We start from the raw sequence: 21,140 nt of genomic DNA, 5'->3' as shown, positions 1-21,140 counted from the left end.
CCTATGTGGGAACCTTATAAAAAAGGATTCAAGGCCTTTCTGCAACTGGAAAAATCATTGTCCGATAATTCCGTGGAAGCCTATGGCCGCGACCTCGAGAAGCTCACTCAATTCCTGCTACAAAACGGTTTGGAGAAAAACCCGGCAGCCCTCGAACTGGCCGATCTGCAACAGTTTGTTCACTGGGTGGCCGAACTGGGCATGACACCCACCTCACAAGCGCGCATCATCTCCGGCATTCGCGCATTCTATAAGTACTGCTCCATCGAGCAGATTGTAAACAACGATCCTACTGTACTGCTCGAAGCTCCCAAACTGAAAAGGGCACTGCCCGATGTATTGAGCTTTTCGGAGATCGAGACCATCATCAACCAGATCGACCTCAGCAAACCTGAAGGCGGCCGCAACAAAGCGATCCTGGAAACGATGTATAGTTGCGGCTTACGCGTAAGTGAAGTGATCAACCTTAAACTCTCCCAACTATATTTCGATGCGGGCTTTATCCGTGTAGTGGGCAAGGGCGACAAAGAAAGACTGGTACCCATCGGCACAGCCGCCATTAAATACATCCATATTTACTGCAACGATATCCGGGTACACATGCCCATCAAAAAAGGGCAGGAAGATTTTTTGTTCCTGAACCGGCGGGGCAGTAAACTCTCCCGGGTCATGATCTTTCTGATGCTGAAAGACCTGGTAAAAAAGGCCGGCATCACCAAGAACATCAGTCCGCACACCTTCCGTCACTCTTTTGCCACCCACCTCGTGGAGGGCGGGGCCGACCTGCGGGCGGTACAGGAAATGCTGGGCCATGAAAGCATCACCACTACGGAGATCTACACACACCTCGACCGCGATTTTTTGCGCGATACGCTGCAGCGCTTCCACCCTGCTTTTAAAACATGACCCAGCTATAACCTTATGCCTTCTTAATCAATATTTCGGTACCAACAGGCACGTTGGTGAAATACAATGTTCCTGCAACAGAGAAGTACAAACCGGGATTCCAGGTCTTTGCGTTCCCTGCCGGAAGGTTCACCCCAGGCTCAATCTCTCCTCCGCCGGCGGTAGTGCCGATCTTGAAGCTGGTTGCAGCATTGGCTGTTTTCACAACAATATAACTCACCAACTCACCAGCCGGGATAGCAACAGAACCATTCGCATTGAGCGTTACCGAGGTATTGTTGTTATCAGTAGCATAGATGACCTTGAACTCTGGCGGAATAGAAGAACCTTTTACGCCCGTTCTGGTACACAACCAACCGGCCACATTGGCAGTAGCCGAATCGCTGTTCGTATAGAGCGCGCCTTTGGTAAATACTGTTCCGAGAGGCACAAAACTACTATCCAGGGGATGCATGTAACTTTGCCCACTCTCTTCATACTCATAACTGGCAATAATTGCACGATCCTGAGGATAAGGAACGTTATAGTTGAACGTGATTGTAGAACTGGTACCGGAAGCAACGCTATTGGCAAACCCATCGGCCACCACCCACACCGGACCAGTTAAGCTATTCGTCGTAGTAGATCCTTCTGTAATCACATTCGTTGCAGTGTTTCCCGAAATGCTACCAACGGTTACCACACTCACAGGAGCAATCACTTCTACCGAAATAAAGTAGCTGCCAGTTGTAAGAGAATCGATCAGGCGGTCGAAGGTCACAACCCCAGTGGTAGTATTGATATCCTTGACGCGCATGATCTGACCCGAATCCATGGTAATGGCCGCTTCAGGAACCGGTATATTAAGTCCGGTTGCATGAACCAGCAAGCCTTCATAAAGCTTAGGCAATCCGGCAATGGTTGCGGTAGCACTAAGTTTGTTGCCGGCCACTGTAACGGCTACCTGTCCAATGTAGATCCTCCTTACCAGCGGAGATAATACCCTTCTTTTCTGATGCCAGTATTTACGTGGATAAGTTCCATAGGCGCTGCTCACAATCTCCTTGCCGAAGCCGGCAAATTCCAGCTGACTGCCATAACCAAAGTAGCGGTAGTTACTGAATTGTGAACTGATGAATTTGTCATCGTTCATTTTTCCACCTTCAACATAAGTAGAACATTTCCTGTAAGTGATATTGTGGTCATCCAGCGTCCAGTTAGGGTTGCTCACAGATGCAACCTGGTTCGACAACAAACAATTATCGAACTCAACCATCGTATTGGAGACAGCTGCTGCTATATTCAGCGGAATTCGTATACCTCCGTCGTAAGATACGATCACGGAATTGGTAAACTTGATACGAAATCCGGTAACGAACCAATCAGGTGTAGTTTGATCATAAGCACTTGGCAGCAGGTTGAAATGCGAATCGGCAATTTCAGCCGTAAGAGTAAACAACACGCCTATTCTCCGAAAAGATTCGGCATGAATGTTTTTTGCCCGGAGGTGAGAAAAATAACCGCCGGTGCCGCTGAAATAGAACAACTCATAGATATTTCCCGCTACATTCAGGTTGTCGATAGCTGGCACATCGCCACGATTAGCGCCATATCCGTTTGTTCTGAAGCAAGTTCTCACGGAATTCCATATCTTGAAATTGGTACACTTTGTTTGGCGTTCCTGCGAATTCGTGGTCACGACACCATCCCGGCAATTCGATAACCAGATACCATCGAACAAGTGCGACTCATTGTTTTGGGTACCGTAATTTGGCGTAAGAATAATCCCTACATAAAACCCATTCACAGAACAATTGAGGAACTTACAGTCCGTAGAACCTCCGTTGCCCGTAACCGCAGCATAATAACTTTCAAACCCCGGATAGCGGTCTGTACCGTTAACATTTGAATGAAATGGATCCAACACGATACCGGCAAAGGGAGAATAAGCATTGTCCCGGATGCTGCTGTTGATCTTGTAGCTTGTGGATGCATTCCACGCTGTTGCCAATGGATAGTTCAGCACATTGGGCCCCTGAATCGTCAGGTATTCCACGATGCAACCCTTACCACGCTGGATCGCCAAACCAAAATTGTCTGTATGATAACAAACGATCACCGACTCGAAACTATCGCTGATATAGGCACTGATGGTACCTGAGATCCTGATGTTCACGCTCTCAGGAACTCCATTGGCATCCATATCCTTAAAAGCCAGCAACCCTTTGGTTGTTTTATACCGGCCTGCAGGAATAAAAAGATGACCGCCACATCCGGAATTTCTGACCACACAGTCAATAGCTTTTTGCAAGGCTACTGTGTCATCTGTCGAGTTATCGCCTTTGGCACCAAACCATTTAGCACTCACCTTATCGGTAGTGATACCCGAAGGATTTACCGTTAAGCTGGTAGCAAAGATCTGCTGATCATAACCCGCATCGATAATGCCACCATTGATCGTACCCGAACCAGTCAGTTTGTTACCACTGCGAAAGACAATTCGCTTACCCGCCGGAATGGTAACTGTGCCATTCACTACAATGTCTGCACCTGCCGCATAGTCGAATACGATCTCCGTAATGCCCGCGTGTGTAAAGGCGGTGTTAATCTTGAGGGTCTGGTCGGTACCGTCGCCGTAGATACCGCAGTGTACAGCCCTTACAGGACCATCCATGACCCGCTTAAGATAGGTGCCTGCTGTTCCGTTAAGATAAAATATACCATCTACCGAAGCGCCGGCAGGCAAAGATGCCAACTCAACCAACGTACCCTGCCTGTCGTTGGGAAACATTTGTGCCGCCTGGGCAGCAGGAATCACTGCGGGATCGATAACTCCCGTGTACGTGTTACTCATTCTGGATAAGATTTAATTATAAAACCATTTGATTAAAACCTGCCTGATAAAAAGCATTCAATAGAGCCTGATGGCGTGGAGGGAATTGTGTCTTTGGGAACCTGTGTAGTATTTGTGAATCGCAATACAATAATACAAACAAGTTTGCACACCACAAACCATTTTGCATTATTTTTACTGAAAAGTAATACACTTGGAAGCCATCGTTACGCGCATAAAACAATTACTGGATTTGAAAGATCTCAACTATAGTCAGCTGGCAGAAACGCTGGGCTATAATAGTCCGGAAAAAATATCCCGGCTGTTCAGGATTGAAAATGCAAAGCCGTCATTTGATATAGTGGCAGACATTGCAAACAAGTTTGCAGACCTCAATATCGACTGGTTAATAACCGGCCGCGGTGAAATGATCAAACCTGCCTCCATGGCTACACAAAGATCTCCTGCAGCCAAAACCGGCAAAGCCGCCAACAGTTCCCTTCGGTACGAAGACATATCCATCCCGGTTACCGATATCCAGGTGGCAGCCGGTGGCGGATACTACAACAACGACTTTATATCCAATGCCGCGGCTGTGCACCTGCCCTCCAATCTGCTTAGAAAGAAAGCCACCTACTTATGTGTAAATATTAAAGGAGAAAGTATGAGTCCGACCCTACAGGATGGCGGACTGATGATTATTCGCCTGCTGGAAAAAAGCGAGTGGGTCGACATGCAAGACGAACGCATTTACGTAGTTAGTTCAACAGAAGGTAAAACTTATCTTAAGCGAATTAAGAACAGACTTAAGCAGGGTTTTTTGGTCCTGATGTCCGACAACCCCGATAAAGCATCCTACGGCAACTTTAATCTTACCAGCGAAGAGATCAATACGATCTGGTATGCAGAGTGGTACCTCTCCGCTAAATGCCCAACATTCACGACCAGTACTACGGCCGCTTGCAGCGCCTCGAGGACCGGGTCGATAAACTCGAAAAAAGAAAATAATAGATACCCATCGCAGTTCAGGCACCCAACAAAAAAACACCAACCGTACAAAACAGTTGGTGCAACTACTATTGAGTGTATCCTTTACCAAACCCCTATCCTACCGCAACATCACTTTGGTTTGGTAAATCTTTTTGTCGGCAGCATTCGATAACCTTAACCAATAAATACCGGCACTCCATATGCTTTGCGTCGGTATGCTGGCCACTTGCGAGGGCTGCGCTACCTGTATTTGCTGGGCATGAACTATACGCCCGCTTGCATCCAGGAGCTCGAGCCTGTATGCGCCGGTCTTGGGCAGATCCAGCCGCAGGTTCACCTGATTACCCTTCACGGCCGGGTTGGGGTAAGCCGTGATCTCGCGCTTCATGGGCAGCCAGGATTGCAGGGTGTCTTTTACGGTACGTAATACCTGTTCTTTAAGTGGGACCTTCGTTACCATCACTACAGAACCCACCATATCAGTACAAACCTTTCGGCCTGAATATCCCCTTACCTCTACCGCTTTCAACTCATCAGCTTCGGGCGTCAATGTTATCTCCTGCAAGCCCTTGCTTTCTTTCGTAATCGTCACCTCCCGGGTCTCATAACCAACTGCACTGATCACTAACACGAGCTCCTGGCCATTCTTCACTGATGGCCATTCAAATTGCCCCTGCTCATCCGCAGCCACCGATAATTCACTTCCTTTTACCCGCACGGTAGCAAAACCTACAGGAAATTGCGTCTGATCGTCCTTTATCAAACCACGGATTTCTGTGGCGGGAGTGGCAACCGCTACGGATTTTTCTTTTTCGTCTTCTTTCCATATTACAGGTGTCCCTAGTGTTGGTTCGGTTACTTCTTTACGGAGTATAGGTTCTCCTTTTACGATCACAGGTACCACCATGCCTACCATACCCAATTCCTCGGTAACAGGACCATTTGCTGCAAGCTCCTTACTCTCCGCACCGCGCTCATGGGTTTCAGCAGGTTTTATCAATATCTCCACTCTTCGTACACTGTAAGCTGGGATATCCATTACACGTTTTTCAAACCCCTTGGCATCGATTTCCAGGGTTACAGTAGCACCCTCACCGGTGAAAACAAATTCAAAATTCCCCTCCTTATCTACCGGCAGGTCTACCTTACTGCCCAGGATCCGTACCGATACACTATCGAGCGGCTTTCCCGTTTTTTCGTTCAGCACCAGGCCAAAGGTTTTTAACGGTGAAAAACTAACAGGCTGCCTCCATGGAATTCCGTCATCATGGATTACAGTATACCCAAGCGTTTGGAATCCCTCGACCTTTTCCATGGTCGTACTTCCACCAAAGAGCTTTGCAAAATCAGCCAATTTAATTTCCGTGTTGATCTTCCGGGTTCGTTTCTTTTTAGGCTTCTCTGTTTTCGGCTTCTCTATCTTCATATAGTCTACATCACCCTGCGTTACCGAATTGGTCTGCGCGGCCACCGATTGCCCCACCCATAGGAAAGCACTCACCAGGATATGCCAGGCATACCTTACGGTAAACGATGGCTTGATCTTTCTTTCCTGGTAGGTTTTGTTCAGTTGGTCATTGTTGAATCGACCACAAACAGATGATGAAGCTGTCGATATGTACTGCAACACTTCCTGGTCGCTCATCAAGGTAAAATCAACCACCGTTTTCTGGCAGCTGAGGCAATGCCTGCCCTGCTCGTTGGGCGTCATCTGTTGCCAGTTCTCGTGACAAGGCTCGGGAATGGTAAGGCGTAAAGGTGTAGACATATACAGTTGGTTTAAATTATTGGGAGAAGCCCACTGGTCCAATCGGGTTATTGTAGCACTACCTTGGTTTGATAAACCTTTTTATTATTGGCGCCTGCAATACGCAGCCAATAAACTCCACTCGTCCAGGTCGATTGGGTGGGCATGGCCACTACCTGTTCTTTGTCTACCACCTGCAGGCCCTGCACATGTACGATACGGCCACCGGCATCCATCAACTCCAGCTTGTAATCGCCCGTCTTCTTGAAACTGACACTGATATTGACATTACTGCCAGGCACCACCGGGTTGGGATATACTTTAACCTCCCGGGTAAAGACCGACGCCCAATCGCTGATGACCTGCTTCACTTGTTCGCGCTTCGATGGCTTACGCACACATACTACTTCGCCAGTAAGTATAGTAGTTGATTGCTCCAAAACTACCTTCAGGCTTTCCACCCTTTTTAAAGATACCGTTACTTCCTTTGTAGTATATCCAATAGCGCTAACAACCATGACAACTTTCCGCTCTCCACTTTTGACATCAACAATAAACACGCCGTACTCATCAGTAAGCACCCCCGTATTGGTTCCCTTGATTTGGATGGTGGCATCACTAATCTGACGGCCTGTATTTTCATCCAATACCACACCAGCTATTTTCGATACTACCCTTTTGTGTGGCCGGTAGACCGCGACCATACCTACTGTGCCAGTAAGGCGGTAGGATATTGTATCCCTGGAGACCGCATCTACTATTTCACCCTTCGTTGCGAGGTTGGTATCCGGCTTCTCCTGCTTTACAGTAGCAACCTTCCCCTTTACATTACGCGTTTGGGCCGATACAGAATGACCGAGCAACAAGAACCCACTCACCACCACCTGCCAGATATACCGCCAGGTAAAAGATGGTTTAATGCGTTGTTCTGTATAGGTTTTGTTCAATTGATCATCGTGAAACCGTCCGCACACCGAAGTAGAAGCGGTGGAAATATATCGCAAGACTTCCTGGTCACTCATCAGCGTAAAATCAACCACTGTTTTCTGGCAGCTGAGGCAATGCCTGCCTTGCTCGTTGGGAGTCATCTGTTGCCAGTTCTCGTGGCAGGGCTCGGGGATGTTGAGGTGCAATCGTTCGGCCATAAACAGGCTATTTATTAATTAGATGCGGGCACCGGCCCGATTACATAAGCAAAACAGACATTTTTTTTCGGTCATGAGCTGCACCGGCCTCACGACCACGAACACGGCAGATCCTTCACCCGCCGCCCGCACTCCCTATTTCGTCTTGATCAGAAAATCAATATCCTTATCCACCGAAAGGATCAGCAGACAGGTAGCCGTACAAAACACCGGGCTCGTAATGCAATGATGCCCATTCCAGCTGCCATCGCCATTCTGGATCTGTACCAGGCGGCCACTCATCTTCTCGTACCAGCTCTTCCACTCATTGCCGCCAATGATCAGTGACTCGCCGGTCATGAGGTAACTCAAAAACTCCTCTCCGCCATTATTACCAAAGCCTGTTTCCACATCTTTGTCCTGCGCCCGTTGCGCAGCAGCATTCTTGATCTTATAAGCGGTGGCATATTTCTGCGCTTCTGTTTTGCTGTATCCGATCACTTCCAGGTTGGCTTCATCTACTGCAGCATTTTTATCAAGCTTTCCTGCTTTTTTTGCCTGATCGATTGCCTGCTTTGCCTCGCCCGCCTCTTTCGCGCTGGCCCGGGCCGAACTGCTTACCGAATACAACAGCACACCCGCCGCTTTGCCGGTAACAGCCGAATTGGTCTTCACATCATAATTCTGTTTCTGATAATCCCGCGAACGCTCTATTACTTTATCATCCACTTTTGCACCCGCATCTTTTGCGCCTTCGAGTGCGTTATTGGCCAGCGCAGATTGCAACACCGGCGCCCAGCCGCCATCTTTCCAGCCGCCATCTTTATCCTGCGCCTTTTGAATGTTGGCTACGCATTTCTGCAGGGCCTTTTCCACCTCGGCCTTCATATCGGTGCTGTTGTTGAGATAACGCAGTGCATTGCTGAAGAATTGAGCAGTAAGGATCACATCGATATTTTTACCCAGCTTGGTTTGCGGTTGTGTATTGGTGAGGGTCGTAATATTGACCGACTGCTCGGGCGTATTCTCCACCGCTTTCAGTAAATAAGCAACCGCTTTCCGCAGTTTTTCTGCGTTGTTACCTACGAAGGGTTTATCAGAGGTACGGAGCAGCGCCATCCCCACCAGCGCAGTCGTAGCCGGATCGGCTTGCACGGCCTGCGGATCTCGTACATCCTGGTGTTGGTGCGAACCCGCTCCCCAGCCACCATTGGGCTGCTGTGCCTGCAAAACCCAGTTCAGCCCATTACGCAGGGCTGCTTCGACCAGCTTATTGTTCACCGTTACGGTACTGGTATCGAATGGCGCCAGCCCCGTGAGGGTCAGGAACACACAGGCTTTTTCGGGTTGGGCGCATTCAATCGCTTTTTTAGGAGCCGGGCTGTCAGCACGGGGCACAAAAGCTGCTAATATTACAATAGCAGAGACGCCGCAAAAGAATAAAGCGGCAATTGGTTTGGAACGTTGTGTCATGGCCACAAAATTTAGGTGAAGGAAAATGGCGGGGCAGTTAGATCGAAGCGCGATACGCTGCCCGCTGACACCAGTAGGATGTACCTACCGGCGGAATTACATAAAAGATTGTTCAATAAAAATTGTTAATGTTCTTTAACGCTGCAATCGGCCGTCAGTCAACTATAGTTTACAATGCGATAGCATTCCATCACTTATATATTAAGCGGTGCTCAGCCGCCCCTGCACCGAAATATTGGGGAACCAGATATTTACATATCCCATTATGGTATCTTTTGCTAATTTTAAGGGCACGTGGGATTTCTTAAGAACATAACAGACAATGGTTTGCCAGATATCGACCTGGTAAAGCAATTTCAGTCTTCCGGCGATCTGGAAGTGCTGGGCATGCTTTATCAACGCTATATGGACCTCACGTATGGGGTATGCCTCAAGTATATGCCCGACAGCGAATCTGCCAAAGATGCTGTAATGCAGGTATTTGAAGAGCTGGTACAGAAGTTGCCCAAACACCAGGTGGAGAATTTCAGGAGCTGGTTGTACTCATTGGCCAAAAACTATTGCCTGCAGGTACTTCGCAAGCAAAAAAACGTAAAAACCACAGAATTTAATCCCGACGATATGCAATCGGGGGAAGAATTGCATCCAGAGGGTATAAGTCCCAAGGAGGAAAACCTCCGGAAAATGGAAAAATGCCTGGAGGCCCTTCCAACAGAACAACGGGATGCCGTGAAGTTGTTTTATCTTGAAAACAAGTGTTATAAGGATATTGCAGAGATCACGGGCCTCGAGTGGAACAGGGTGCGCAGTTATATCCAGAACGGCCGTCGAAACCTCCGGGTTTGTATGGGAAAAGAGGAAGAAGCAGAAAAATTGATCAATATTAAAAGTTAAAGAGATACATGCCTGATACCGACCATATAAAGCATTATTCAGCAGCAGATATCCAGCGATATCTCGAGGGCAAAATGCTGCCTGCCGAGATGCACGCCCTGGAGATGGCTGCCCTGGATGATCCTTTTCTGGCCGACGCCATCGAGGGCATGCAACAACCTCAGGCTGCCGATAAAAAGGCAGTCGAAGCCAACCTGGCCGATCTGCGCCAGCAACTGTACGATCGGGTTACCCCCAAAGACAGGCGCAATGCCGCGCCGGTTATCGCCTTCCGTTGGTGGCAGGCCGCTGCCGCCGCTGCGGTTGTCATCATTGGGGCCGTCGTCGCTTATCTTTCTTTGAACCAGCTTAACAGCGCGGAGTCAAAGGATCAACTGGCCATCACCACACAAAAAAAGATGCCGGAGGCGAATGCTGTCGTGACGCCCCAGCCGGCCCCATCAGCGGATGCATCAGCAGCACCTGCGGATTCTACCCCATTGAAGTTTGATGCCAATGCATTAACGCGCGGGGATTCTACCAAATCGGCATTTATTGCCGGCAAACAGGATAGTTATGGTTATTCAGCGAATTTAAGTCAATCATCATATTCAGGCGATAGGTACTATAGGCCACTTCCTAAGCCAAGTTCTGATGCAGCAGCCAAACAGGAAGAGGGCCTGGTTTTGGCAAATGGCGCAGAGGGCGACTTAAAAGTCATAGAACCACCCGTTACAACCCTGAAGAAAGACGCCGTCGCCACGACAGAACTGAAAAAGCAGGAAGTCGCCAACAACCTGCGCATCACCGATACCTTTGACAGCACCACTAATTTTAGCAGGGTATATGAACAAAGATCGAAGAAGAATCCCCTCGCAGCCAATAAACCGGTCGATTACGAGCAGATCGTTATTGGTAAAACAACGCGCGATACCAGCGCCGCCGGCTATCTTACCAAGCCACGTGAGCTCACGATGAACCAATCCCGCAAAGAACTCAGCGCACGCCAGGCCAAAAAGAATCCGGATGCGCTGCTGAGCGGTTATATCAGCGGCCGCGTAACCGACCAATCACAAAATCCTATTTCCAATGCCCTGGTGCGGGTAGATGGCCGGCAGGATTATTTCACCGACCACAAAGGATATTTCAAGATTCCGGCCAACGACTCCGTAGTGAACGTAGCGGTGGGCCTTTCGGGTTACTATACCCAAAATGTGCAGCTTTCCAACAACAGCTTCGACAACAATATTGCCCTGAACCAATTGGGCAATAAAGCGCCCAATCCCTTGCTCAATACCCGCGCGGCCAACGTAAGCACAGAAGCCGACAACAACGTCGCCTATAACTTCGAGGCTAAACAAAAAGCCCTCCGGGAAGCGAATGCTACACAACTCGCCGGCGATGCCCAGCCCGAATACGGCTGGATCAAATACCAGCAATACCTCGCGCAAAACGTTCGCATCCCCGCTAATGGCGCTCCCGGCGCGGGTAAGGTGGTCGTATCGTTCGAAGTAAGCAAGAAAGGAACCCTCTCCAACTTCAAAATAGAAGAATCATTGGGCACAGCCTATGACGATGAAGCTATCCGCCTCATCAAAGCAGGCCCGGCCTGGAAACTCCTCAAGGGACGTAAAGCAAAAACTTCGGTAGTCGTTACTTTCTAACCACCTGTATAACTCTTCTTTACGCACAGCAATTATCGATTACCTTCGCGAAAATTTAATTGCCATGCGCAAAACCATCAACGTAGTTGCTTTCACGCTTCTGACCGCGTATGCCGGATACGCACAGCCACTGAAGACACCGGCGCCATCACCCACACAAACCATTAAGCAGGATTTCGGACTGGCGAATATCGAATTATCCTATTCGCGTCCCGTCATGAAAGGCCGTAAGATCATGGGCGACCTGGTTCCCTATGGCAAAGTATGGCGCACAGGTGCCAACCAGGCTACCGTCCTCACCTTCGGTGATGATGTGATCATCGGCGGCACCAAAGTGCCTGCCGGTAAATACGGACTGCTGAGCATTCCCGAAGCCACCACCTGGACCCTCATCATTACCAAACAGCTCGACGTAACCGCCCCCGCTGCTTACAAACAAGAGAGCGATGTGGTGCGTGTAAAAGTAAAGTCTGCACTGGTGCCCGCTGCAGCCGAATCATTCACCATGCAATTCGTGAATGTAAAGCCCAGCAGCTGCGAACTGCAGATCCAGTGGGACAAAACCGTGGTTAAGCTGCCCATCCAAACCGATATCGACAGCAAGATCATGGCCCAGATCGATCAAACCATCAATGGCAGCGGAGAAGAAGCCAAAAAGCCTTACTTCGTAGCGGCGCTGTATTACCTCGATAACAACAAAGACCTTAATAAGTCACTCGAGTGGTTCAACAAGGCAGCTGAGCTGAACCCCAAAGCATACTGGGTATTGCATCAGAAGGCCAATTGCGAGGCCAGGCTGGGCAAAAAAGCCGATGCCATCGCTACTGCCAACAAATCGATCGAACTGGCTACAGAGGCCAAGAACGATGATTATGTAGCGCTGAATAAGAAGCTGATCGCTAAGCTCACCGCGAAATCGCTTGTTAAAGGATAAGCACCTTAACACTTCATACGAAAACGGGCTGACCCATTGGTCAGCCCGTTTTCTTTTATACCACCAGACCGGTAAAATCCGGCCATAAAGCATTACAATTTACTATAATATGGCGAAAACTATAGAGCACCTACAGAGCAACTACAGAGCACTTACAGAGCACCTATAGAACCCTTCCTGGCGTCATCATCCGTACTTACTCCGTACGGAATCCATAGGTACCCGCCTGAAACCATACTGGAGATATACCACAGACCCTCTGGACATACTCTCTATAGACATATGTTTCTGTAGGGTATCCGGTAAGTATCCAGTGCTATTCAAGAGAATACCACGTGAACTACACACGGCTTTTGCCTGAACTCCCAGCGGATAATACTTGCCACCAGCTGCACTTTTATCCGAACACTGCAGCAACGTAGTGCCTTGGCGCGTGCCTACCTATACAGCCGGTTCCTGCTGGCTGAGGCAGTGGAAGCTGCCGAGTCCCCAGATGATCTCTGTAGAATCGATACCCACCACTTTGCGGTCGGGGAATGATTGCTGAATGATCTGTAAGGCCTTGTCGTCCTTATCGCAACGGAAGGTAGGAACGATCACCGATTTATTGGCAATGCAGAAATTAGCATAAGAAGCCGGCAGGCGCTGGTCGTCATATACCACTGCATCGGGCATGGGCAGCTCTATGATGTTGAGCTGTTTGCCGTTCAGCAGGCGCATCGCTTTCAATTGCTGCAGGTTGGTTTGCAGCAGTTCGTAGTTCTCATCCTGTTTGTTCTCTTCGATCACCGTAAGCACTGTATCCTCGTTCACGAAGCGAACGGTATCGTCGATATGACCGTCGGTATCATCACCCACAATGCCCTCATCGACCCAGAGTACCTGCTCTACTCCGTAGTAGTTGTACAGGTAATCCTCTATTTGCTGTTGGTTCAGGTGCGGGTTGCGGTTAGGGTTGAGCAGGCAGGCAGTAGATGTCAGCAAAGTGCCTTTGCCATTGAATTCTACCGAACCGCCTTCCATCACGATACCGGGATTGTATACGGGAATATTGAATTCCTTACCGATCAATGTAGGGATCACATCGTCGAGGTCGAAGGGAGGATATTTACCGCCCCAGGCATTGTACCCCCAGTCGACGATCACTTTTTTGATATCAGCTTTAGGGTTGATCAGGAAGGCCGGACCATGATCCCTGCACCACGCATCATTGGTGGGATGGATAAAGAATTCCACCTGGCTGAGGTCGGCGCCGGCTTCGCGGATATATTTCAGGGCGAAGTTCTTCATGGCCTCATTGGCCACGTTGATGCGCACTTTTTCGCTCAGCGAAAGTTCGCTGATGAACTGACTATAATAGGGATAGATAGCGTCGATCTTGCCGGGCCAGGAGGCTTCCTTGTGCGGCCAGCTGAGCCAGGTAGCTTCGTGCGGCGCAAATTCGGCAGGGAAATAGTAACCTAAACTTTTGGGCGTAACAGCTTCCATGAAAGCGGATAGTTTTAGAAAAGTAAAATGCCCAATGTCCGGATGTGGTGGCGCTGATGGCAGTGCTCCGCTCGCGAACATTGAGCATGAATATGGTTAGATCTCTTCGTCGATATAACGCCTGGTGATTGGCTGGTACGAGTCGATACGACGGTCGCGCATGAACGGCCAGTGCGTACGGTAGCGATCGGTTTTCTTAAGGTCGATCTCAACCACTTCTACTTCTTCCTGGTCGTGTGATGCTTTATAGATCAGCGAACCAAAGGGATTGGAAACGAAAGAACCGCCCCAGAACTTCATGGCGCCATCCTGTTCCAGACCTACGCGGTTTACACTCACTACGTGTACACCGTTGGCCACGGAGTGACTGCGTTGAATGGTTTGCCAGGCATTGTATTGCTCGGTGTTGGTGGCTTCATCCTGCGCCGTAGCCCAACCGATGGCGGTGGGATAGAACAGGATCTCAGCACCCATGAGCGAAGTGATGCGCGCCGCTTCGGGATACCATTGATCCCAGCAGATGAGCACACCGAAGGTGGCAAACTTTGTTTTAAATACTTTGTAACCTAGGTCGCCGGGCGTGAAGTAAAACTTCTCGTAGTAAGCCGGATCGTCGGGAATATGCATTTTGCGGTACTTGCCGAGGTACGAGCCGTCGGCATCGAGTATAGCGGTGGTATTGTGGTAAAGACCTTGTGCTCTCTTTTCGAACAAAGAAGCGATGACCACTACGCCGGCTTCCTTCGCCACTTTGCTGAGGGCGTCGGTAGAAGGCCCGGGAATGGGCTCGGCCAGTTTGAAGTTCTCGTAATCTTCCACATCGCAGAAATAGAGTGATGTGAACAATTCCTGCAGACAAACGATCTGCGCGCCTTTGGCTGCTGCCTCTTTCACTTTTTCGATCGCCTTTTGGAGGTTCTCTTCTTTGTTGGCAGTGCAGCTCATTTGCACCAAACCTACTTTTACTGTTGACATTTTAGCTCCTTTAAAAATTGAAGTGCAAAAATAGTTTTTTAGCCGGGAACAAGACGTAAAATGAGGGTTAATAGTTGCGTGCTGCCGGTGGAGGGGCTGGCAAAGGTGGTGAATCGGGGAAACCAAAAGCCCGGAAGGGCACTTGACCATTCCGGGCTTTGTATGTTGTGTATTTGCGCTCTTACGTTCTTAAGCGGCACTTCCCATCTGCTTCAGGAAGGCTACGTGCGAAGCTACTGCATAGCGTACACGTGGGTACTCGATGTAGTTGATGCCGTATTCCTGACAAGCCTGACGGATGATCTTGCTGATCGCAGGATAATGGATGTGAGAGATCTTAGGGAACAGGTGATGCTCGATCTGAAAATTCAATCCACCTACCAGCCAGCTTACCAGTTTGTTGTTGGTAGCAAAATTGGCAGTGGTCTTGATCTGGTGAACAGCCCACTCGTCATCGAGCCTGTTGGTCTCTACGTTGGGCACGGGGAAAGCAGTATGCTCAACAGTATGCGCCAATTGAAACACCAGGCTCAATACCAGGCCGGCTACCAGTGTCATCGTTAAGAAACTAACGAGCCAGGAAGTAAACCCTACCATGTAGATCGGCAATCCAACAAAAAGGAAAAGATGGAATATTTTGAAGCCCCAGAACACGAGGTGATCGCTCAGCTTCATTTTCTTCAGCGGCATGTTACCGATCTTGCTCTTGAAATATTTCTGATAGTCCAGTACGAAGATCCAGAACACATAGAGCAACGAGTACAGGAACCAGAAATAGATATGCTGATATTTGTGCAAACGATATTTCTTCTGGGTAGAGCTCATGCGCATCCAGGGTTGGATGTCGATATCATCATCGATACCATCCACGTTCGTATAAGCGTGGTGGATAACATTGTGCTTCATGTTCCACATAAAGCTGTTGCCACCAAGGATGTTCAGTGAAAATGCAGCAAAGGAATTGATCCATTTGTATTTGCTGAAACTTCCGTGTGCACCATCGTGCATCACATTAAACCCGATGGCCGCTACCACACCACCCAGCAACACACTTTCCAGTATCTGGAAAAATACATTCGGCGTAAAAAATACGAGGTGAACGTAAATGGCCATAAAGGCAATCATCAGGATCACCGCCTTAAAGAAAATCGGAAAGTCTCCCGTTTGAGATTTGCCCACCTCTTCGAAGTAGTTACCAATACGCTTTTTCAATTCAGCGTGGAAAGAGTGTGGAACGTTTGCAAACTTAGGCGTTGACATGAAATTCAATTTGTTATAAATGGTTGCAAAGGTACGCTTATTCGACCTAATAAACGCTCAATTTGTGCAATACCTATGCCGGATTTGAAAATTTGGCGAGACGCTAACGTATGTGACAATCGGGCGACAAATGCCTAGGTTTCTACCTGTACCAGCGCATCTAAATTCCTGATTCCGATCTTTTTCTCGCTGATAAATCCTTCTGCATACTTTACGCCGATCCTTTTGCCCAACATACGCGCACGCGCGATAACGCTGTCCAGAAAATCGGGAGAGGAGATATAGGTCTGAGGCTCTTTGTTATCAGGACCTCCATTGAAGAATTGTGTTGAATAAGCTTCGATTGATTTCATGCGTTGCTCAAACACATCACTGATGTCTATGAGAATATCGGGTTCATGAAACCAGTCCTGCATGTAGTGCAGTACGTATTTGGGTCTCCAGCGCGCCTGTGGATTTCCCTGCTCATCTTTCGTCTCTATCTTGACCAATCCGGATAGAAAGCAGGCGTCTGCGATGAGATGCCCTGCGCGGCCATGGTCGGGATGGCGATCGTCGAGGATGTTGGCGATCACGATCTCGGGCTGGTACTTACGAATAGCTCGTATCAATTGCAACTGATGTTCTTCGTCATTGCGGAAAAAGCCATCGCGCATTTTGAGGTTCTCCCGCACCTGTACGCCTAAAATCTGGGCAGCGACAGCAGCTTCGGCGTAACGTGTTTCGATGGTTCCGCGGGTGCCTAGCTCCCCCTGTGTAAGGTCAAGAATACCAACTTTTTTTCCAACCCTGATCTCATTGAGGAGCGTTCCGGAACAACCCAGTTCAACATCGTCCGGGTGCACGCCAATGGCGAGAATGTCTAATTTCATACCTGATTTTTGCAGTTAAATGCGCGTCAAAAGTAGTAAAACATCAAAAAAGGTAAAAGGTTTGTTGTTAAGACATTATTACTACAAGATGGTTCTTGATGAAGGGGTTACGTGTTCGAGTCCCAGGGGGAGTCACAAAACTATGCGTAAAACATACTGCGGACCTCTACCTCACAATCCCTCGGCCCAACGGATCAGTCCATCCACCTCAGCCGGGGCGCCATTGATGCGCACGGGCGAACGCTTTTTGCCCAGCCGCACCACTACCATATTCTTTGACGGGATCATGATAATGTACTGCCCCAGAATCCCGCGGGCATAATAGATATCCTGCCGGGTAGGCACGATCCACCATTGATACCCATAGTAATCGCAGGCATTACCGCCCTCATCTTTTATGCCGCAAGGCGTAATGGAGGCCTGGAAGTAATCGGGGGTAATGATCTCATACCCTTTCCAGCGGCCGCTATCCAGCATCAGCCGGCCCAGCCGGGCAAAGTCGCGCACATTGGTATTGAAGCAACAATAAGCCTTCTCATGGCCTCCTGTATGGTCGGTACTCCACAGCGCCGGATGCTCGGCCCCCAGTGGTTTCCATAACTTTTCGGAGGCATAGGCACTTAGCGATTTGCCGGTGGCCTTCTCGACAATTAGCCCAAGCAATTGAGTATCACCGGATTTATAACTATGCAAGGTGCCTGGCGTATGGATGATGTTGACGCCCGTAGCCGTTTTATAAATATCGCTGCCGTAGTAGGCTTGTGTGGTCACCGATAGCGGATTGGAGTATGATTCATCCCAATCACTGCCACTGCTCATCGTGAGCAGATCGATGATCTTCACCGCTGCCTTGTTGCCCACGGCAAATTCTGGCAGGTAATTCCCTACCGGATCCTGCAGGGAGCCGATGCTGCCGTCTTTGAGCGCCGCGCCCACCAGCAGGCTCGTAATGCTTTTGGCCATGGAAAAAGAACCCGACCAGGAACTGTCGGTATACCCTTCATCGTACCGCTCATACAGCAACGAATCGTTGCGCACCACCAGCACCGCCACTGTGCCGATCTCCTTCAGCAAGGTCTGCAGGTCGGCTGGCATGTTTGCCTTGTTGTAAGCGGCTGCCGTATCCCAGGGCTGGTGTTCGCCCGTGACCACCGTATTGTTGGTGAACTTTTCGTAATCATCGATATCGGCAAAATTGTACCAAACGGCTTTGAACAGATAGGTGCGACCACTGGCAACAGCGTACAGGGAGAATATAAGCAGGATCGAAAGGATAACATAGAGAAAATACCGGGCTACCTTCTTCATGCGGCAATAGGTTTGAGAAGGAAGTTACACAATAAACATCTCCTATCCATCTGATGTTATAGATTGCGCTCATTTGGCTTTTTTGCGTTTTTCGAGTAGCTTCGCTGGTCTTTTGAGCAATAAAGTGTTCATATTCAGAAATCTGAAATCTAAAATCGTACATCACATATGGCATACGACGTAGTAGTTCTCGGTAGCGGCCCCGGTGGATACGTGGCAGCAATCCGTGCCGCCCAGCTGGGTTTTAAGACAGCAATTATCGAAAAAGAAAGCCTGGGAGGTATCTGCCTCAACTGGGGTTGTATCCCCACCAAGGCCCTCCTGAAGAGTGCCCAGGTTATGGAATATATCAACCACTCCAAAGATTTTGGTATCGAAGCTTCCGGTACTGCCGACTTCGCCGCTGTGATCAAACGCAGCCGCGGTGCAGCCGATAAGATGAGCAAGGGTGTTCAGTTCCTGATGAAGAAGAATAAGATCGATGTGGTGATGGGTTTTGGTAAACTGATTGCAAAAGGTCAGATCGAAGTTACCGCCGCAGACGGCAGTAAGCAGGTCGTTGAAGGTAAACATATCATCCTTGCCACCGGTGGCCGCAGCCGTGAGCTGCCTGCCCTGAAGCAGGATGGCAAAAAGATCATCGGATACCGCGAAGCCATGGTGCTTCCCGAAAAACCCAAGAGCCTGATCGTAGTAGGCAGCGGCGCCATCGGCGTTGAGTTTGGCTATTTCTACGCAAGCATGGGCACTAAGGTGACCATCGTTGAGTTCATGCCAAGGATCGTTCCTGTTGAAGATGAGGATATCTCCAAAGAACTGGAAAAGCAGTTCAAGAAGAAAGGTATCGATGTACTCACCAATGCTGAAGTTACCAGCGTAGACACCAGCGGTGCCGGTGTTAAAGCCAAAGTAAAAACAGCCAATGGAGAGATCACCCTCGAAGCCGACATTTTATTGAGCGCTGTTGGTGTAAGCGCCAACATCGAAGGCATCGGTCTCGAAGAGACAGGTGTTAAAACTGAAAAAGGCAAGATCGCTGTAGACAAATACTATCAAACAAATGTTCCCGGTATCTATGCCATCGGTGACTGCGTTCCCGGCCAGGCCCTGGCACACGTAGCTTCGAAAGAAGGTATCATCTGCGTAGAGAACATCGGCTACAACGAAAAGAAATACAACCACCAGCCTGAGGCACTCGACTACGGCAACGTACCGGGCTGTACGTATTGCACACCCGAAGTAGCTTCTGTAGGCTATACTGAAAAGCAAGCCAAAGAAGCCGGCTACGAGATCAAAGTAGGCAAGTTCCCGCTCAGCGCATCTGGTAAAGCAGTAGGCGCCGGCCACACAGAAGGTTTCGTAAAAGTGATCTTCGATGCCAAGTACGGCGAGTGGTTAGGTACCCACATGATCGGTTACAACGTAACCGAGATCATTATTGAAACTGTAGTTGCCCGCAAACTGGAAACTACTTATCACGAAGTACTCAACAGCATCCACCCCCACCCCACCATCAGCGAAAGCATTAAAGATGCGATCGAAGTTGCATACGGTGAGGCGATCCACCTCTAATGGATGCTCTGATATAATTACACAAGAGGCCGCATCGATGATGCGGCCTCTTTGTTTATAGAGCAATACGTAGTCGCCAATACACCGGCATTTCCTGGAACCAAATAAATCTAACCCGCGGCGGATTGGCGGTCAACCGGTTCTTTCCCACAAGCCCCTAAAAGCAAAGCGACCCCGGAGGGTCGCCTGCATTGGTTGAAGTTGGAACCAGAAAACGTTTATGGCCTGGACCGGGTTGACGCACGTTTACTGCTGTCAACCACCGGTAGGTTTGTCAAATACATTAGCTTCCCTGCGCCTGCTTGCTGCCGAATACTTTCTTCAAGATCTCGGTAGTGCGCGCAACAGGATCTTTGCGGATCTTCTGCTCTTCGAGACTCACCTGGTAAAAAATACCATCCATCGCTTTGCCCGTTACAAAACTGGCCAGGTCGGGATTGATCTTGTTCGTGGCAAAACGGTTGTAATTGGTAAATACATCCGACCAGTATTTCGTAGCGCCTACTTTACTGAGGGATTGTTCGATCACCGGACGGAAAGCTTCCGTCAACTGCGCCGTAGTTTTATCCTTCAGGTAATTGGTGGCTGCAAAATCGCCGCCTTTCAAAATACCCAGGGCATCCTGGATGCTCATGGTCTTCACCGCATTGATGAAAATGGGAGCAGCCGATTTGGCAGCATCTTCCGCAGCACGGTTTACCGACAGGATGGCTTTGTCGACCAGGCTGCCCAGGCCAACATCACGCAGCGTCTTTTCTACCTTCTGCGCCTCTGCGGGCAACAATATCTTGATCGCTGCATTCTTGAAAAACCCGTCGAGGGCCGATAACTGATTCGATGATTGCTGGGCGCCCACCGAAAGCGCTTCCTTTAAACCCGACACAATGTCGGCATTCGTTAAACCGCCGTTGGCGGTTTGGCCATAATCTTTCAGGATCTGATGAGCAGTTTCACAGCTGCTAAAGGTAATGGTACAGAGCAGTAGGGCGTAGACCGATCTTTTCATTAGGAATAATTTGAGGGCGAATGGATTGTCGATTAATTTTGTTGTATGTCCACCACAAACGTACAATATTCTGATTGGTTTTTCCGTATGTGTGTGGGCAAATTCATACGCAAAAAATTGCACTTCTTCCCTGCAA

16 protein-coding genes are annotated in these 21,140 nt (G+C 49.1%); 6 read left to right on the top strand and 10 right to left on the bottom strand.

The genetic code is table 11. The features are described 5' to 3' along the window. Positions 1–3: 3 nt before the first annotated feature. Positions 4–906: a site-specific tyrosine recombinase XerD gene (gene xerD / locus P2H89_RS25440; protein WP_275832342.1), complete on the top strand. Its 903-nt coding sequence runs from the start codon at positions 4–6 to the stop codon at positions 904–906. A 13-nt stretch (positions 907–919) separates the two neighbouring features. Here the strand turns inward: xerD and P2H89_RS25435 are convergent, their stop codons facing one another. Next, positions 920–3,739: a glycosyl hydrolase family 28-related protein gene (locus tag P2H89_RS25435; protein ID WP_275832339.1), complete on the bottom strand. Its 2,820-nt coding sequence runs from the start codon at positions 3,737–3,739 to the stop codon at positions 920–922. Between the two features lie 193 nt (positions 3,740–3,932). Between P2H89_RS25435 and P2H89_RS25430 the strand changes: the two genes are divergently transcribed. Continuing rightward, positions 3,933–4,880: a S24 family peptidase gene (locus P2H89_RS25430; RefSeq protein ID WP_275832337.1), complete on the top strand. Its 948-nt coding sequence runs from the start codon at positions 3,933–3,935 to the stop codon at positions 4,878–4,880. Here the strand turns inward: P2H89_RS25430 and P2H89_RS25425 are convergent. From P2H89_RS25425 to P2H89_RS25415, 3 genes are all read right to left on the bottom strand, one after another. Then, positions 4,827–6,476, bottom strand: a complete 1,650-nt coding sequence (locus tag P2H89_RS25425; protein ID WP_275832335.1) for a carboxypeptidase-like regulatory domain-containing protein — start codon at positions 6,474–6,476, stop codon at positions 4,827–4,829. The two genes, P2H89_RS25430 and P2H89_RS25425, sit on opposite strands and share 54 nt — an antisense overlap. A gap of 47 nt (positions 6,477–6,523) precedes the next feature. After that, positions 6,524–7,600 carry a carboxypeptidase-like regulatory domain-containing protein gene (locus tag P2H89_RS25420; RefSeq protein WP_275832333.1) on the bottom strand — a complete coding sequence of 359 codons (1,077 nt, stop codon included), beginning with the start codon at positions 7,598–7,600 and terminating at the stop codon, positions 6,524–6,526. A 135-nt stretch (positions 7,601–7,735) separates the two neighbouring features. Beyond that, the gene (locus tag P2H89_RS25415; RefSeq protein WP_275832331.1) at positions 7,736–9,052 is read right to left on the bottom strand and encodes a prenyltransferase/squalene oxidase repeat-containing protein; all 1,317 of its coding nucleotides are present in this window, start codon (positions 9,050–9,052) and stop codon (positions 7,736–7,738) included. Between the two features lie 294 nt (positions 9,053–9,346). On the opposite strand from P2H89_RS25415, the gene P2H89_RS25410 reads away from it, so the two are divergent. The 3 genes from P2H89_RS25410 (at position 9,347) to P2H89_RS25400 (ending at position 12,523) form a co-directional block, all read left to right on the top strand. Next, a complete protein-coding gene (locus P2H89_RS25410) occupies positions 9,347–9,946 on the top strand; it encodes a sigma-70 family RNA polymerase sigma factor (protein WP_275832329.1) in 600 nt (199 codons plus the stop codon). A gap of 8 nt (positions 9,947–9,954) precedes the next feature. Beyond that, positions 9,955–11,589, top strand: a complete 1,635-nt coding sequence (locus P2H89_RS25405; protein WP_275832327.1) for a hypothetical protein — start codon at positions 9,955–9,957, stop codon at positions 11,587–11,589. Between the two features lie 64 nt (positions 11,590–11,653). After that, positions 11,654–12,523, top strand: coding sequence for a DUF2911 domain-containing protein (locus P2H89_RS25400; RefSeq protein WP_275832325.1), 870 nt, complete (start codon positions 11,654–11,656; stop codon positions 12,521–12,523). Positions 12,524–12,964: 441 nt separating this feature from the next. Here P2H89_RS25400 and P2H89_RS25395 read toward each other — a convergent pair whose 3' ends face one another. The 5 genes from P2H89_RS25395 to P2H89_RS25375 form a co-directional block, all read right to left on the bottom strand. Then, complete coding sequence (locus tag P2H89_RS25395) at positions 12,965–14,011, bottom strand: agmatine deiminase family protein (protein ID WP_275832323.1); 1,047 nt, start codon at positions 14,009–14,011, stop codon at positions 12,965–12,967. Between the two features lie 96 nt (positions 14,012–14,107). Further along, positions 14,108–14,986 (bottom strand): carbon-nitrogen hydrolase, encoded by an 879-nt coding sequence (locus P2H89_RS25390; RefSeq protein ID WP_275832322.1) that lies wholly within the window; start codon positions 14,984–14,986, stop codon positions 14,108–14,110. A gap of 189 nt (positions 14,987–15,175) precedes the next feature. Continuing rightward, complete coding sequence (locus P2H89_RS25385; RefSeq protein WP_275832320.1) at positions 15,176–16,246, bottom strand: acyl-CoA desaturase; 1,071 nt, start codon at positions 16,244–16,246, stop codon at positions 15,176–15,178. Between the two features lie 134 nt (positions 16,247–16,380). Continuing rightward, positions 16,381–17,118, bottom strand: coding sequence for a bacillithiol biosynthesis deacetylase BshB1 (gene bshB1 / locus P2H89_RS25380; RefSeq protein ID WP_275832317.1), 738 nt, complete (start codon positions 17,116–17,118; stop codon positions 16,381–16,383). Positions 17,119–17,289: 171 nt separating this feature from the next. Continuing rightward, the gene (locus P2H89_RS25375) at positions 17,290–18,426 is read right to left on the bottom strand and encodes a serine hydrolase (protein WP_275832315.1); all 1,137 of its coding nucleotides are present in this window, start codon (positions 18,424–18,426) and stop codon (positions 17,290–17,292) included. Between the two features lie 168 nt (positions 18,427–18,594). Here P2H89_RS25375 and lpdA point away from each other — a divergent pair, with 168 nt between their 5' ends. After that, positions 18,595–19,998: a dihydrolipoyl dehydrogenase gene (lpdA, locus tag P2H89_RS25370; protein WP_275832313.1), complete on the top strand. Its 1,404-nt coding sequence runs from the start codon at positions 18,595–18,597 to the stop codon at positions 19,996–19,998. Between the two features lie 283 nt (positions 19,999–20,281). Here lpdA and P2H89_RS25365 read toward each other — a convergent pair whose 3' ends face one another. Then, positions 20,282–21,004, bottom strand: a complete 723-nt coding sequence (locus P2H89_RS25365; RefSeq protein ID WP_275832310.1) for a DUF4197 domain-containing protein — start codon at positions 21,002–21,004, stop codon at positions 20,282–20,284. Positions 21,005–21,140: the final 136 nt, after the last annotated feature.

The sequence above is a fragment of the Paraflavitalea sp. CAU 1676 genome, from assembly GCF_029223285.1.
In the GTDB taxonomy this organism is placed as follows: Bacteria; Bacteroidota; Bacteroidia; order Chitinophagales; family Chitinophagaceae; genus Paraflavitalea.
The sequence above is the reverse complement of the archived record's forward strand: the minus strand, read 5'-3'. Positions and strand labels throughout refer to the sequence as shown.

Coding starts and splice junctions, on each gene's coding strand:
- xerD (WP_275832342.1), top strand. CDS start 4: ATGTGGGAACCTTATAAAAAAGGATTCAAGGCCTTTCTGCAACTGGAA.
- P2H89_RS25435 (WP_275832339.1), bottom strand. CDS start 3,739: ATGAGTAACACGTACACGGGAGTTATCGATCCCGCAGTGATTCCTGCT.
- P2H89_RS25425 (WP_275832335.1), bottom strand. CDS start 6,476: ATGTCTACACCTTTACGCCTTACCATTCCCGAGCCTTGTCACGAGAAC.
- P2H89_RS25420 (WP_275832333.1), bottom strand. CDS start 7,600: ATGGCCGAACGATTGCACCTCAACATCCCCGAGCCCTGCCACGAGAAC.
- P2H89_RS25415 (WP_275832331.1), bottom strand. CDS start 9,052: ATGACACAACGTTCCAAACCAATTGCCGCTTTATTCTTTTGCGGCGTC.
- P2H89_RS25405 (WP_275832327.1), top strand. CDS start 9,955: ATGCCTGATACCGACCATATAAAGCATTATTCAGCAGCAGATATCCAG.
- P2H89_RS25400 (WP_275832325.1), top strand. CDS start 11,654: ATGCGCAAAACCATCAACGTAGTTGCTTTCACGCTTCTGACCGCGTAT.
- P2H89_RS25395 (WP_275832323.1), bottom strand. CDS start 14,011: ATGGAAGCTGTTACGCCCAAAAGTTTAGGTTACTATTTCCCTGCCGAA.
- P2H89_RS25390 (WP_275832322.1), bottom strand. CDS start 14,986: ATGTCAACAGTAAAAGTAGGTTTGGTGCAAATGAGCTGCACTGCCAAC.
- P2H89_RS25385 (WP_275832320.1), bottom strand. CDS start 16,246: ATGTCAACGCCTAAGTTTGCAAACGTTCCACACTCTTTCCACGCTGAA.
- bshB1 (WP_275832317.1), bottom strand. CDS start 17,118: ATGAAATTAGACATTCTCGCCATTGGCGTGCACCCGGACGATGTTGAA.
- P2H89_RS25375 (WP_275832315.1), bottom strand. CDS start 18,426: ATGAAGAAGGTAGCCCGGTATTTTCTCTATGTTATCCTTTCGATCCTG.
- lpdA (WP_275832313.1), top strand. CDS start 18,595: ATGGCATACGACGTAGTAGTTCTCGGTAGCGGCCCCGGTGGATACGTG.
- P2H89_RS25365 (WP_275832310.1), bottom strand. CDS start 21,004: ATGAAAAGATCGGTCTACGCCCTACTGCTCTGTACCATTACCTTTAGC.